Origin of the sequence: Leifsonia poae (assembly GCF_050632195.1) — a bacterium.
Taxonomy (GTDB): Bacteria; Actinomycetota; Actinomycetes; order Actinomycetales; family Microbacteriaceae; genus Leifsonia; species Leifsonia poae_C.
In genome coordinates this window covers 3,095,758-3,109,261 of record NZ_CP192580.1, presented here as the reverse complement: position 1 = coordinate 3,109,261, position 13,504 = coordinate 3,095,758, and the positions used below count along the sequence as shown (strand labels likewise).

Sequence of the window (13,504 nt, the reverse complement as noted above, 5' to 3'; positions counted from 1 at the left end):
TCTATTGGCTGTTACACCACACGGCCGTCCGGCTCAAGAGGCCTGCGCCGGACTGTCACCGCCAGCAAGTAGCCTCTATAGGCGTATCGCGCGTAAGCAAGTGGAGGGGTTCATGACCGATCTGATCGACACGACAGAGATGTACCTTCGCACCATCCTGGAGTTGGAGGAGGACAACATCGTTCCCCTGCGTGCGCGCATCTCCGAGCGCCTCGGTCACTCGGGTCCCACCGTGTCCCAGACGGTCGGCCGGATGGAGCGCGACGGTCTCGTCGTCGTCTCCGGCGACCGGCACCTCGAGCTCACCGACGAGGGCCGCCGCAAGGCCGTCAACGTCATGCGCAAGCACCGCCTGGCGGAGCGCCTGCTCAGCGATGTCATCGAGCTCGAGTGGGAGTACGTGCACGAGGAGGCCTGCCGCTGGGAGCACGTCATGAGCGAGCAGGTGGAGCGCAAACTGCTTACCATGCTCGGCCACCCGACGGTTTCTCCCTATGGCAACCCCATCCCCGGCTTGGCCGATCTCGGCGAGGTGGACACGTCATCCATCACCGAGGGGCTCATCAACCTTGTAGATGTGGTTGAAGGTCGCGATTCCGGGGTGACTGCCAGCATCCGTCGTCTGGGTGAGCCCGCGCAGGTTGACCCCGAGCTGCTGCTCCAGCTCAAGCAGGCGGGCGTGATTCCCGGCTCCACCGGCACTTTCTCTTCTGCTGGTTCGTACGTGATCGTGCAGATCGACGGGTTCGAGAACGGGCTTGAACTGCCCAACGAGCTCGCCGCGCATATCTTCGTCGCCCCCTGATTTCCGTTACCAATTTGTTAAGTAACCCGAAAAGGGATGTGACAAACGGGAGGGTGTCCCGTAGTCTCTAACGAGTTCGACGGGCCAGAAGCCGGCCCACAGAACCCGAGTCGAGACGCTCCACCCCCAATTCCGTCTCTTGACCCGCGAAGCCGAAGCTATAAGCATTCAGGACGGGGCAGCTACCTAGTGCTGTTGGAGCGCAGGAGGTTTATACCTTGGCCCCATTAGGTACACCCGGCTCTGAAGAGAGCGCTCCGAACGACCCGCAGACCCCGAATCCGACCGCCAGCACCGACGCCGTCTCCCGACGCTCGCTCCGTGCCGCGCGTGAGTTGGAGGAGTCGAACCGCTCTGCGAAGACCCCGCGCGTCGCATCCACGTCGACCGCACCCGCTGCTTCCTCCGCTTCTCTGGCCGCTGTCACCGCTTCGGGCAAGACCGTCGCCGGTCAGAAGCAGCCCGTAGCCAATGCCCCCGGCAAGAAGAAGGTCAAGGGCGGTGTCATCAACATCGCTGTCATGACTCTCGCCGCCGGCCTCATCGCCACCATGGCCATCCCCGCCTACGCCTTCAACCCGCAGGGTGCCGACGCGGCTCAGTTCAAGTCCTCCGCCATCGACGGCATGAAGAAGGCCCAGTCGCAGAGCGTCGAGGTCTCCAAGTCGGTCACCGCATCCGTCGTCGGCCGTGACGCCGCGAGTGCGACAACAGAAGCCCAGCTCGCCTCGCAGAAGGCCGCGGAGGCCGCCCGTCAGCGCGCAGCCGTCACGCTCACCAGCTACGCCAAGAGCTACTCGGGCCCATCGGTCTCCGACTTCCTGGCCAACCCGCCGTACCCGAACTTCAGCCTCTCGCAGGTGTTCTCGGTCGCGCAGCAGTACATCGGCACCCCGTACGTCTTCGGCGGCTCTACCCCGGCCGGCTTCGACTGCTCTGGCTACATCATGTTCGTCTACGCACAGTTCGGCGTATCGCTGCCGCACTCGGTGTCGGGCCAGGCGGCGCTGGGCAAGCGCATCTCGATCAATGATGCCGTTCCCGGCGACGTGATCATCATGCCCGGCCACGACGGCTTCTACGCCGGCAACGGCAACATCATGGATGCTCCCACCACGGGCCGCAGCGTCTCGATCCGCCCGATCTGGACCAGCAACTTCTACGTCGTCCGCCTCGGGATCTGACCCGGGCTCTCGGGTCGGCTTTCGGGCCACGGTGGTCGCTCTCGATGGCTGAACAGTGCGTGAACTCAGCGCATCCGGAACCACATTCGGCGCGCCTCGAATATGTGGTGCGCCGTTTCTGGGTTACTCTGATGCCCTGGCATCGTGAGTTACGGCACTGCTTCGGCAGCGCCGTTCTAGTTCCGGGAGAACCGATGGGTATTCCGCCCAGCGTCACCCCGACGGTCACCGGTGTGACCGCCGCGACCGAGTGCGGCCATTTCGCCTCTCGTCGCCAAGACTTTCTGGCCTGCCGCCACCATTTCGTGGCCTGCCACTTTCATGCCGTTCCTTCGCAGGGCGCTGTCCACACGGACAGTGCCCTTTTCTTTACCCGTCACCTGTTTACGAGTCACCTGTTTTTCCGTTGCGTCTTTACCCGTCGCCTCCGCAGGAAGGTGTGAGATGAGAACTCTGGTCCTCAACGCCGGCTACGAACCGCTCGCGGTCGTGTCCTTCAAACGTGCCCTGGTCCTGGTCATGAATCAGAAGGCCACCGTCGTGGCCATCGACCCCGACCACCCCGTGTGGGGCATCAGCGACAGCTACGAGAGACCATCAGTCATCCTCCTCACCCGCTACGTTCGCCTCCCGCGCGGCCGCACCGTCCCGGTCAGCCGCCGAGGCGTGCTGCGCCGCGACTCGCACCGCTGCGGCTACTGCGGCAAGTCGGCGAGCACCATCGACCACGTGCAGCCCCGCTCCCGTGGCGGCGCCGACAGCTGGGAGAACCTGGTCGCCTGCTGCCTGCGCTGCAACAACGTCAAGGGCGACCGCACACCGGCGGAGATGGGATGGTCGCTGCGGCTGACCCCGCGCGTTCCGCACGACGCGTCGTGGGTCGTGCGCGGGGTGGAGTCGGCGCAGCCCGAGTGGCAGGACTTCCTGGCGCCTGCGGCTTAGGGCTTGCTCACGGGTTCGCCCTGCGCTGCGCTGCGCTGCCGCTCGGTGCTCGTTCGGTAGAGTAGTTCGGGTCAGCCTCTGTAGCTCAATGGAAGAGCTGCTCCGTCCTAAGGAGAAGGTTGGGGGTTCGAGTCCCTCCAGGGGCACTTTCAAGGCGCAATGAAAATGCTGATCAGGGCACCTTTCGGAAGACCAGGAATTCATCGAATTTCGGATTTGCCCACAATTTGCCCACAGGAATGCCGAAAAACTCTAAGAAACTCTAAGGGTGTCTGTGGCGGGCCATGCGGCGTGGCTGACGAGCCTGATTCGGTCTGTCGCATTTGAGGCGCCATCACCGGGCATATTTGCGGGCGAGTCTTACGAGAATTGTCCATCGCCGGATGTCGCGATCGATAGCGTATGGGTCATCTCGAGTGTTCGTCGACCGAGCCTCCATCGGGCGCGATTTGGGGTCTGCGCTCCCCCTACTCCCAACCACGCGTCGAGTACGGCTGTTTGCCAATCTCGGGAAAGTCGGTCGTGTAATCGCCCCAGCCCATGTGCTCGTAATGCAACATCATCGCCTCGAAGTGGCTGTGGGCCTCCACGGTCCAGATCAGGGCGCCCTCCGACGTCAAGTCCGATCGCGCATCGTCTCCGTGCAGGCTGCGAAGCAGAACGTTAGGTACGCGCCCTCGACAGGATCCGGGTCGTTCCAGAGCTCGCGTTGCAAGTCGTTCCTCTCTTCGTCTGATGTCGCCGCTCGGCGGACTCACCGGCAAGGCGCCCACCGGCCGCTCAAGGGTCGGCACAAGGGTCAGCAGGACCGATCCCCGCTGCGCGACCCCAGACAAGACCATGCTCACGCAAATCAATGCCGCTGATGCTCACATCGGCGGCGTCCATCGCCCGTTCGGCTCATCCCAAGTGGTCGTGGGAGCCAAGGGGTCCGACCGAGCATCCGCGCCCTGAACGCCGCGCTGGAACCCTGTTGCAACCACTTCCAAGGAGTCGATAGCCCGCTTGGCGACATCCAGGTCGTCGGTTGTCACAACCGCACGGAGCACCCGACTACCGTCCGTGATCTCTATGTTCACCGTCGTCGGGGTCGTCGCATCCCCTCCCGGCGGTGTTCGTCGGCGCGCGAAGAGCAGCTTGATTCCATCCCAGATGGCACTTGCCCCCACAGAAAGCAGGACTGAGAACGCAACGTCGATGTAGATCTGCGGGCCCGGAACAACGGCAAACTGATAAGCACGCTGGACAAGGAGACTGTCAGCTGGAACTCCGAGCTCAATGAGCCGTTCCTCTACGCCTATCAACGCTTCATCCTCGAACCATGCGTGGTCTGCGCTCAGCTGAAACTGAGCATCGAACTGACGCGGAGAGTGCTCGTCCCGCGCAAGTGGGCTCATCACCGTCGCGGACACCCCAGGACGCGAGTCGATGAAGTGGACGTCGTCCGCATGCATCTCGGCGCGGAACCGCAACTCCGAGATGCCGTCGTTTCGGTCATGGACAAACACCTCGACGCTTCGAATTCGAATCGGCTTGGTGAGATCGTGGTCGAGATGAAACGGGAACGACCCACCGTCTATCTTCTCCGCGAAGCTTCGAAGAAGGGTCGCCGGAAAGGCGATCCCACCATACGCTTTGATGGGTTCGCTGGTCATCAGTACACCGTGGACTGGGCGCCATTCCGATTCGGCCATTTGATCATCGTGCCATGCAGACTGACATCGCGGCGCGCTACTCCGTCGAGGGCAGGTGTGGGTCGTGCAGGTTCGCCGGCGGGCCGGTCAGCGAGGATCAGACGCCGCGGCCGACCGAAGTGCGATCCCATCCTGACGATTAGCGCTCCGCAAGATCCTGACGATTGGCGCTCCCCAAGCGGGTCGGCCGCCGGACGTCCGCTAACGGATCGGCTACCGGACGTCGCTTAGGCACACAAGAGGCGGTCCGGAAGAATGGAAGGATGACGGTCTTGATCGTGACGGCGCACCCTCATTCCTCGTCTCTCACGTCGAGCATTGCCCGGGCATCCGCGGTGGGTCGGGTCTCGGACTCACGATGGGTATGCGCAAGAGAACGCGGCCTGTGGATCGTCTCTACTCGGTGGACGACCGTAGTTGACCCAAGATTGCGTGTCCCCCGACGTCTCGAGCAACCAAAGTTCGCCGTCCTCGTCGATCCCCTGATCGTTCAAGGTAACGGGGGAGTGATTGGCGCTACTGCCAAGGAGTCGATGCTTATGTTGGTGTACCAATTCCCGGTAGGCCACGAGTATCGCTTTCCCTCAGTATCTACGGCTTCAGTTCTCGAGACTTTTGCGAAGGTAGCTCCGGTGGTCACGAGAGAAGGGGTGGATATCGGTGCGTAGGGGTTGTCGGGGTCGCTCGCGTCGGTTTGGATGGCCGGCTGCCCCCACGCCCAGAGGCGATGCGTGCTGTCGATCGCGTAGTAGGAGTTTGCGCCGATGCTGATGTCCTGGAAAGTCACTCCGGGCACGGGCAGCGGCGCCCAATCAGTGGTGAAGCCGTCCGCGGTGACCCCGTAGACGTACAGATGCCCGGAGGTATCAAGCGCGACCGCTGTAAAGTCGCCGGCCTTGACCTTGTCAATGTCCGCCCCGAGGAGCGAGGGCGTTGGCGTCTCGTAGACGCGTGGGTCGGGAACTTCGCTGGTCCACGTGTCGTAGAACCGCGTTCCCCATGTGTAGATATCGCCGCTGGTGGTGACCGCGAACGCAGTGTCTCTTGACTGGTCTACGAATTTGTACTCGTTGTTGTCGACGCTGGTTGGAATGAGGTAACTGTTCGGGTCGTTCTCCCAGTCCCACGTCCTACCAAGTCCGCCTTGCTGGATGCTGCCCCATGTGTAGATATGGTGGTCCGACGCAAGCACGATGGCGGAGTCCTCCTCGACTTGCACTGTAAGGGGTTTGACTTGTGAGGGCAGTGGTGGCGCACTTACAAGCGCGGAAACCGTGCAGTACATCGACCCGTCGGCGTGGGGGGAGAAGAGGGCTGCGTTTCCTGATCCCCAGACGCGTCCGGACTGCGTCGCTCCAAGCTGACCGTTGTACGAGACCCACTTGTCCGTTGTGCGGCTGATGTCTGCTACAACGTTGGCGCGGCAGTTGTTGAAGTGATGGGTTCCGCGGGCTATGGCGCCGCCAATCAGACAGGCCAAGGTTGTGGCGCTGCCTTCGAACGCGTTGCTCCATGTGGCGGACGAATTCCAGCGCACCCACGCTTCGTGGGAGGGCATCGTGAACCGGTCACCCCAAATAGAAGTCAGGCCAGAGCGGTACATGGAAACCCGTACCTGGTAGCTGATCGCCCCGAGCGCAAAAAGATGCGGGCAGAACGGGTCATTTGCAACGTGGTCCAGGGTGACTGCGGCGTAGTCGGGCGAGTGGACCAGATTGTCGAAGGTCATGGTCGCGGTTGAGGCGAAGTGGTGATCAATTTCACTTCGGTCATCCCGGCGGACGATGGTTGTCTGTCCAACTGACTTGGCTTGGGTGAGGACCTGGCCCTGATCCCAATCCCAGGCGAAGTCCATTGACGTCCGATAGTTGTGAACGTTCGGATCCCGGTCGGGCTGTTGAAAGCCCCGATTGTCACCGACGAATGTGTAGTCCTCGGGGTGCGGAAACTTGGTCGGGTTCAGCGCGGCATTGAGTCGGATGCACCCTTGCTCGATGAGACGATCGGAAGAGCTTGGCGAGTCATTCAACGTTTCGTACGGGATGAACGTTCGATACGCGATTTCGCTCGAGTGAAGCCCGGGGTCCGCCGTTGCCAGAGTCGCCGCCGCATTCAATTGGCGGCTATCCGAGCGCGGCGAGACTGGCACACCAGGCTTCAGTGTGTGCACTGATACATAGCTGGATTGAGCGCTCACTGTCGCCGGCGCCGGCTCGATGTCGGTGCTTCGGAATGAGTATGTGGTGCAGCCAAGGGTCATGCCGACTAAGACGCCCTGTGTGGGTGCGTCATTCCTCTGATCAAATCCGATAGCGGTAACCTCCCCATCGAGAAATGCGCCCTGCCAGGCAGAGAGTTCGGCGCTGAAGTCTGTGTCGGGGGCGGTCGGCTGAATGGGGGCAGTGTCCTTGACGAACTGCGCGGCTTCGCTGTTGAGGGCCCAAACGTGGCTTCCCGCGCTCTGGGTCAATACACCGTCGGGCTCGCCGTCACCATTGAAGTCGACCGTGAGATCGAAGGCCGGTACGGGCGAAGCGCCGTCCCATTCGATCGAGGGGGTCCCGAGCTCGGCCATGGGCACCGACACGGCGCGCTTCCCGCTCGCTCCGCCGTCAGTGGTGGTGTTCCCAACTGTCATCACCTGCAGGCCGTTTTGGCCTAGAAGCGATACACCTCCTGAACCGCTGCCGCTTAGGTCCCAAGAGTTCAAGTTCGTGGTTACGACGCTCTGCGGCTCTGGGCACTGATCTGAGACAGGCGGCGTCTCCGGACTGCTTGCGGGGTCCTGGTCGTATGTTGATTCCATCGCCAATTGATACGCCTGGTCTGGGACCAATCCGGTGACGGTGAAGCTCGGCGTTGACGACGGTGGCAACGATGACCCGTTTATCGAGAGCGTGAAGCGGGTCGCACTCGACGGCCCCGTCCATCCAACACTTATTGTGCTCGCTGTAGTAGCGATGACGGTCTGAGGAACGAATCCGGATGTGTCGGCTTCTTGCGGGTTATCCTCGGCCGGCGGTGGCACGTTCGGCTCGCCTCCGCGCTCCGTCGTGAGCGTGTTCAGTGAGTCCCGCGATGGGTTCTCGGATTCTGGTGAGTTCAGGTAGACCACGATCACGACCGGGTCTCCAGACGCCTCCGACCCTGTGATGGTCCGCTGGGCGCCGGTCGTGGTGTCGGATGACACCGTGATGGAGTCGTCATTGGCGTCGTGGAACGAGCTCAGGTCAGTCATGTCGATCACGATGGGCACATCGGTTGGTTCGTCAGCTTGTGCCTGGCCCGTCGAGAGCAAGGCTGCCGCCAAGCTGATCGTGATCCCAAGAGCGACAGCTCGCGCGTATTGCTTCAATTGTTCCCCCGAACTTTTGCATAGAACACTCGGCGTTCCTGCTGGCTGACAATAGCTAACGCAAAGGTCTCACACAGTCGGCACTAATGCTGACACTCATTTGGGGCTACTTGTTATCCCCGTTGAGCGTCGTGTCGACCTTCCCGAACGCGGCCCAGTACCGCCGCAAGCCCTCCGAGGTGCCCCACCAACGCGTGTGCTTTGATCCCGGGGAGGTCTGTGCTGCAATCAGCCCGAAGGTGCCGAAGTTGAACAATGTGTGCGTGTCATCGTGACCGCCGCCAGAGGATGAGGTTGAGGTGCCCCCGGGCGGAGCGGGCATCGAATAGCCGTCGGGAAACAGAATGGAGGTTCCTTCGAGATCACACTCAACGGGAGCGTCTACGTCCAGCATCGTCACCGCGACCGGCGTCGATACCTGGTCGCACCTGGGCAGGTCCAGTGCGCTAGTCGGGATATCAAGGTGGGGGCTCATACAGCCGCTTAGGCAGATGGCAACGGACATACCCACAATCGACAATGCGACGCGTCGGTTCATCTGACCCCCCTGCAGATCGAACTCATCGTATTGCTAAGCCGAGGGGCTGGAGCAGCCCCCATTCAGGCGGGTAGTGCCCGATGAAACGCGAGAAGGGCGAGCCACGAAGTGTCTCCGAAGCGCACCGGTAGGTCGCGACGGATGAGAACCTGGGCCACCTGCGGGCGGACAGAATTGAACTGACCGGAGCGCGTTCGCCGCAATCTTCCGACCGATTCGAGCCGGTGCTCGGCTTTGGTCGACCCCCGATTGAGTACGCTCACGTGGAGGAGACGAAACGATGATCAATCTGAAACCGGGTTCGACGACGGACGCCGCCTTATCTGCGTTGGCAGAGGCGAAGAATTCGTCCACCAGGGTCACGTCCGAGCACATTCTCGTGGACAAACTCAACGCCTACCTGAACTGGGCGATCGCACAGGAACGGGTACTGCGGAATGCCTAGGATAACGACGGAATCGCGCAACTCATCCACACGCGAACATTCTGGGCACTCCATGGTGGCACGCCGGTGGACTTTGGCCCGTCGTTGAGCCCACAGATCGATGCCGAGATCGCCGATCGGGTTTCCATGTTCGAACGAGAGACGCGTGAGATCGAACGAACAATCCGACTGTGGTCGTATACGCCGCACTTCCGAAGCCTCGCGGATCCGGGCGTCCACGCTCTCGTCATCGATACCAACGTGATCGAGGAGCACCCAGACCAATTGGGCGAACTCGCTGAAGGCTGGGCCACCGCCACCGATGAGGAGGAAGGAGCCGTCGGCCTGGCGATCGCCGCGGTCAGCATCGACGAGCTCGACGGACACAAGTCATCCAGTCAAAGGATGCACGGAACAGCCGAAGTCCTGGGCAGCCACGCACGCGCCGCTCTGAAGAAACTCGACGAGTACTTCCCGTCCACCGGGCAACGCGCCGAGATCGGCTCGGGCAGGCACCCGATCTACGCCTATTTGCAGGTACGGCCGCTTCACCACAAACCATTGCCCATAGCCGACAACGAGATCGTGTCATACGCGCTGGAACTGCAACCGTTCGCCCGCGCAGTGACCTTCGTTAGTTATGACCGCGGTATTTGCTTCACCGCGGCCCATCTAGGAGCTGAAGACGCTGCGCCTCACGTACGAAGATTGATCTATGAGGCGACCCGCCCCGCCGACCAGATCCGGATCCGTGCTTTAGAGCTCGGGACGATCGACAAACGGTCCTTACGCTGCTGGGCTTGTAATCGATGGTTCAGGAGCGGTGAGGGCCAGGCGGGGGATTCGAACCCCCGGACGACTTACACCGTCTACCGGGTATGAACCGGCTGCCTTCGGCCACTCAGCCACGCATCCACTGGTGCCCATCGGAGGGGTGTAGTCCCTGAGCCCTGTAGGCGGCACTCCATGCCCCGCACGCGGGGTGGAATTTCTTCGAGACTTTCACGGCATCAGGCCGCTGCGCAAGTGACCGTTTGAGGATCCCCGATCGGGCGATTCGCGCCAGCGGGTACGGTCCGACTGTTCCGCCGGTTACGCCAACGCCGTTCGTGTGCGTATACGCTCACGGAATGACTCAGGCAGGTTGGCGGAAGCTCACCGAATGGCCCCTCGCGATTGCAGCGGCTGTCTTTCTCGTGGCCTACTCGTATGAGGTGATCAGCGAGCCCGACGGGAAATTCGCCGAGGTGGTAATCGCGGCGACGTGGCTGGTGTTCCTGATCGACTACGTCATCAACCTTGTGCTTGCGAAACCGCGCTGGCGATGGTTCTACACACACCTGCTCGATCTCGCTATCGTTGTCTTGCCGATGCTGCGGCCACTGCGGCTGCTCCGACTCGTGACGCTGCTGGCCATCCTGAACCGAACCGCGGGCGCCGCCTTCCGAGGACGGGTCATCATCTATGCGGCCGGCGCATCCACTCTGCTTGTCTATGTCGCGGGCCTCGCAGTCCTCGATGCTGAACGCGGGGCCGGCGGGTCCATTCAGACTCTCGGCGATGCTCTCTGGTGGGCATTCGTCACCATCACTACCGTCGGCTACGGCGACTACTTCCCCGTCACACCCGCTGGCCAGTTTGTGGCTGTCGGAGTCATGATCGGCGGCATCGCTCTCATCGGTGTGTCACCGCAACACTCGCTTCGTGGATCGTCGAACGTGTCGGGCAGAAGGAGACTGTGACCGAAGCGATCACGGCCGCACACATAGACGCGCTCACGACAGAGATCGCGTCGCTTCGGAAACTCATTGAAGAGAACATGACCCCCTCGGTCCAAGACGGCGCAACCCCGAGATAGCCGGTCAGCAGTCAACGTTGCTCAGATGGGCTGCCCCATCGATACTCGTTCTCAAGGGATACCTTCGCGGGATCGCGACCCGTGCCGAGACGGACCGGTGACAGGGAGACTAGGGCCCGCTTATGGGGACAACTTGCGCCGCCTGGCGATCGGCTGATCCGTTAAGGCGCTTCGATCTACTATGGAGGCCATGAGTAAATCGGGCGGTCCAAGGCTTCCCTCCGTGTTCATCGGATCCTCGACCGAGGGTCTGGACATCGCTCGCAATTTGCAAGCCGACCTCGAGCACACTGGTCGCTGCAGCGTGATTCGGTGGGATCAGGGCATCTTCGAAGCTTCCTCATACACGATCCCGCGACTTGCCAAGGCCGCCACCGAGGCAGACTTCGCTGTGTTGATTGCGACCGCGGACGACATCGTCGAATCGCGCGGAATCCAGAGGGCAGCGGCACGAGACAACGTTTACTTCGAGCTCGGTTTGTTCATCGGCGCCCTGGGATTGGAGCGGACCTACCTGATGTCGGCATCGCCGAACCTGGAGCTCCCATCCGATCTTCAGGGCCTCACCTACTTGCCATACCGAGAGCGCGCGGATGGAAACCAGCGGGCGGCGGTCAACGACGCGACGATCGGGATCATGGCGCATGTCGATGCACGCGGCCCGCGAGATCATTCTTCGGCGGTGACGGCGTCAAGCAGCCCCGTCGGCCACCGGCAGGCTTTGGCTGAGGAGATCTTGCGGATCTGCTCGGACGCTGAGGCTCAAGGCTGGACCGTGAAGTCGAACACGGCCACGGTCCTCCGGCTTCGCAGCCCGAAGGGTCGGACGTTCGCCTTCACGCCAGGTGAGCCGTCACAATCGCGGGGCGACCTTCGTGAATTCACGTCAAAATTGCGAGCGAACGGACTTCGGGTGAGCCGGAGCGTTCGTCGTCCGGTATCGGAATCGCCGATCCCGGTATGAGCCGGTCCGCCCCGTTCTCCCATTGCGGTTTCACGGGGCGGACAACGCTCCAACTCAGTCTCACTGAGAGCCCCGTAAGGGTCGCCGCGCATCGGCCACTGGCTGCTCACCGCTCGCGTGACGAGTGCGTCCCGCGGATTCAACCTTGGGCCGCCAGAAGGCGCCTGGCCCGTCTGTTGGACTCGACCAACATCCCGGCGTGCAGTTGTGACCTCTGAATGTTACAGGTCGTGTCGTTGGCTAAGCGGACCTAGGCGGCCAAGGTGCCGGGCAAATGATGTGGTGAAGCGGGCCGTCGACGGGCAGGCACGAGCCGTGCCTAGTCACACGGAGGATCTCATTCTTGGTCAAGTTCGCTCTACGCGCCTGGGGCGCGTAGGAACTTGATCGCCCGCTGATCAAACGCGAGTCGATACGCTGGCGATACGAAGCAGTCGCGATGACAATTGGAGAGCTGTGTGAAGTTCTGGTGGGCGAGTCAAAGTCAGACATACGCCGCGATCGGGCAGGGCACATTGTGGACCTGCCCGCTACGAGACGGCAGGGCGCTCGAGAGTCGGACCCTCATCAAACAGCTCCGGGTAGGCGACCTGGTCTTCAACTATGCAAGTGGAAGCGTTCGGGCGCTGAGCCGGGTGGTTACCGAGTGGGTACCTGCCCCGCGGCCAAGCGGGCACGTGGGCAAAGATGGCGATCCCGACGCTGGATGGATCGTTCGTCTTGAGCCAATCCTGACGGGACTCTCTCTCGACTGGCGCGAACTTCCAGACCTGATCGGCGTAGGCAGCCCGGGCCCTCTGGACAAGGACGGCATTCCGCAGCAGAGGTACATCAGTGTCATCTCCGACGAGGCTGGGAAACGTCTGCTCGACCGCCTTGGAATTGCCGTCGAGACGCCGGCTGAACCGCCTGGCGAACAACTCGACGAAATCTGGGATTTCGGCGAGACCGACGCGGCGACGATCGGTCGCCGGCGCCGCGAGCAGGCTCGGCTACGCGCGTATCTTCTTGGCGGTCGGGCGCATTCAGGCTGCGACATCTGTGGCCGAGAGTTTCCGGCCGCGCTGCTGGTCGCTGCGCACATCGTCCCTCGTGCACTCTCGGGCGACGAGCACAGGAAGGACTTCGCGTCGATCGCGATGCTGGCCTGCAGCCTCGGCTGTGATGACCTTTTTGAGCTTGGCTACATCGTCGTTGACGAGGCCGGACTTGTGCAGGCAGGACGCGTAGCGGACACTCCGGCCCTTGCTTCGGCCGTTGACCAACTGGCGAACAGGGTATGCACGGCGCATAACGAGCGCACTGCGGCCGACTTCGCCGGCCACGCGAGACTAATTCTGGTGTAACGGTCGATCTTCGTTCGATTCGTCGACGGACCGGCGGGGCTCGCCCCTCATCGTCGCATGCGTCGTTCTCGAACATTTCCGCAACGATTGATGAATGGGTGGACGATCTCGCGCGGCTAGCGCGATAGCGGGTCGAACCAAGGCGGAGGCTTTCCTCTGGCGGATCTGAACCTCGGCGGGTGCTGAATGGTCATGTGGGGAGTTCAGGGGGAGACCCGATTCGGAGTGATCCTGAGCTTTTGGACTTCGCGATCGTCGTAGGTGCCGCTCGCCGGCCGCATCGCGGGGGTTAGCCTCGGATCAGCGAGAGCCGTTCAAGCTTTCGTGCGCGACCCGGCAACACGCTGTCGGTTCTATCGGTCGTGTCCGACACGTTGTCCGAAAAGGCTCAGTT

General features: G+C 62.1%; 9 protein-coding genes, 2 tRNA genes and 1 pseudogene. 8 read left to right on the top strand and 4 right to left on the bottom strand.

The window, feature by feature from the left end; translation table 11 throughout:
* Positions 1–112: 112 nt before the first annotated feature.
* The 4 genes from ACQ86A_RS15610 to ACQ86A_RS15595 all read left to right on the top strand — a co-directional run bounded on the left by ACQ86A_RS15610 (position 113) and on the right by ACQ86A_RS15595 (position 3,077).
* On the top strand, positions 113–805 hold the full coding sequence (locus ACQ86A_RS15610) for a metal-dependent transcriptional regulator (RefSeq protein ID WP_431277882.1): 693 nt from the start codon (positions 113–115) through the stop codon (positions 803–805).
* Between the two features lie 218 nt (positions 806–1,023).
* Positions 1,024–1,989, top strand: a complete 966-nt coding sequence (locus tag ACQ86A_RS15605) for a C40 family peptidase (RefSeq protein ID WP_431277881.1) — start codon at positions 1,024–1,026, stop codon at positions 1,987–1,989.
* 444 nt (positions 1,990–2,433) lie between these two features.
* A complete protein-coding gene (locus ACQ86A_RS15600; protein WP_431277880.1) occupies positions 2,434–2,931 on the top strand; it encodes an HNH endonuclease in 498 nt (165 codons plus the stop codon).
* A gap of 74 nt (positions 2,932–3,005) precedes the next feature.
* Positions 3,006–3,077 (top strand) — tRNA-Arg (locus ACQ86A_RS15595).
* Positions 3,078–3,800: 723 nt separating this feature from the next.
* Here the strand turns inward: ACQ86A_RS15595 and ACQ86A_RS15590 are convergent.
* The 3 genes from ACQ86A_RS15590 to ACQ86A_RS15580 all read right to left on the bottom strand — a co-directional run bounded on the left by ACQ86A_RS15590 (position 3,801) and on the right by ACQ86A_RS15580 (position 9,329).
* Positions 3,801–4,586, bottom strand: coding sequence for a hypothetical protein (locus tag ACQ86A_RS15590; protein ID WP_431277879.1), 786 nt, complete (start codon positions 4,584–4,586; stop codon positions 3,801–3,803).
* A gap of 529 nt (positions 4,587–5,115) precedes the next feature.
* Positions 5,116–7,980, bottom strand: a complete 2,865-nt coding sequence (locus tag ACQ86A_RS15585; protein WP_431277878.1) for a hypothetical protein — start codon at positions 7,978–7,980, stop codon at positions 5,116–5,118.
* An 857-nt stretch (positions 7,981–8,837) separates the two neighbouring features.
* Positions 8,838–9,329 (bottom strand): hypothetical protein, encoded by a 492-nt coding sequence (locus tag ACQ86A_RS15580; RefSeq protein WP_431277877.1) that lies wholly within the window; start codon positions 9,327–9,329, stop codon positions 8,838–8,840.
* Between ACQ86A_RS15580 and ACQ86A_RS15575 the strand changes: the two are divergent.
* Positions 9,228–9,560: pseudogene (locus ACQ86A_RS15575) on the top strand (hypothetical protein); the annotation flags it as partial. The gene ACQ86A_RS15580 and the pseudogene ACQ86A_RS15575 sit on opposite strands and share 102 nt — an antisense overlap.
* A gap of 212 nt (positions 9,561–9,772) precedes the next feature.
* Here the strand turns inward: ACQ86A_RS15575 and ACQ86A_RS15570 are convergent.
* Positions 9,773–9,851, bottom strand: a tRNA-Met gene (locus ACQ86A_RS15570).
* Between the two features lie 221 nt (positions 9,852–10,072).
* Here ACQ86A_RS15570 and ACQ86A_RS15565 point away from each other — a divergent pair.
* The 3 genes from ACQ86A_RS15565 to ACQ86A_RS15555 all read left to right on the top strand — a co-directional run bounded on the left by ACQ86A_RS15565 (position 10,073) and on the right by ACQ86A_RS15555 (position 13,110).
* On the top strand, positions 10,073–10,684 hold the full coding sequence (locus ACQ86A_RS15565) for a potassium channel family protein (RefSeq protein ID WP_431277876.1): 612 nt from the start codon (positions 10,073–10,075) through the stop codon (positions 10,682–10,684).
* Between the two features lie 339 nt (positions 10,685–11,023).
* Positions 11,024–11,764, top strand: a complete 741-nt coding sequence (locus ACQ86A_RS15560; RefSeq protein ID WP_431277875.1) for a nucleotide-binding protein — start codon at positions 11,024–11,026, stop codon at positions 11,762–11,764.
* A 677-nt stretch (positions 11,765–12,441) separates the two neighbouring features.
* On the top strand, positions 12,442–13,110 hold the full coding sequence (locus tag ACQ86A_RS15555; RefSeq protein ID WP_431277874.1) for an HNH endonuclease: 669 nt from the start codon (positions 12,442–12,444) through the stop codon (positions 13,108–13,110).
* Positions 13,111–13,504 lie beyond the last annotated feature (394 nt).

Excerpts from the sequence above, each read along its gene's own strand:
- ACQ86A_RS15610 (WP_431277882.1), top strand. The coding sequence starts at position 113 with ATGACCGATCTGATCGACACGACAGAGATGTACCTTCGCACCATCCTG.
- ACQ86A_RS15590 (WP_431277879.1), bottom strand. The coding sequence starts at position 4,586 with ATGACCAGCGAACCCATCAAAGCGTATGGTGGGATCGCCTTTCCGGCG.
- ACQ86A_RS15600 (WP_431277880.1), top strand. The coding sequence starts at position 2,434 with ATGAGAACTCTGGTCCTCAACGCCGGCTACGAACCGCTCGCGGTCGTG.
- ACQ86A_RS15565 (WP_431277876.1), top strand. The coding sequence starts at position 10,073 with ATGACTCAGGCAGGTTGGCGGAAGCTCACCGAATGGCCCCTCGCGATT.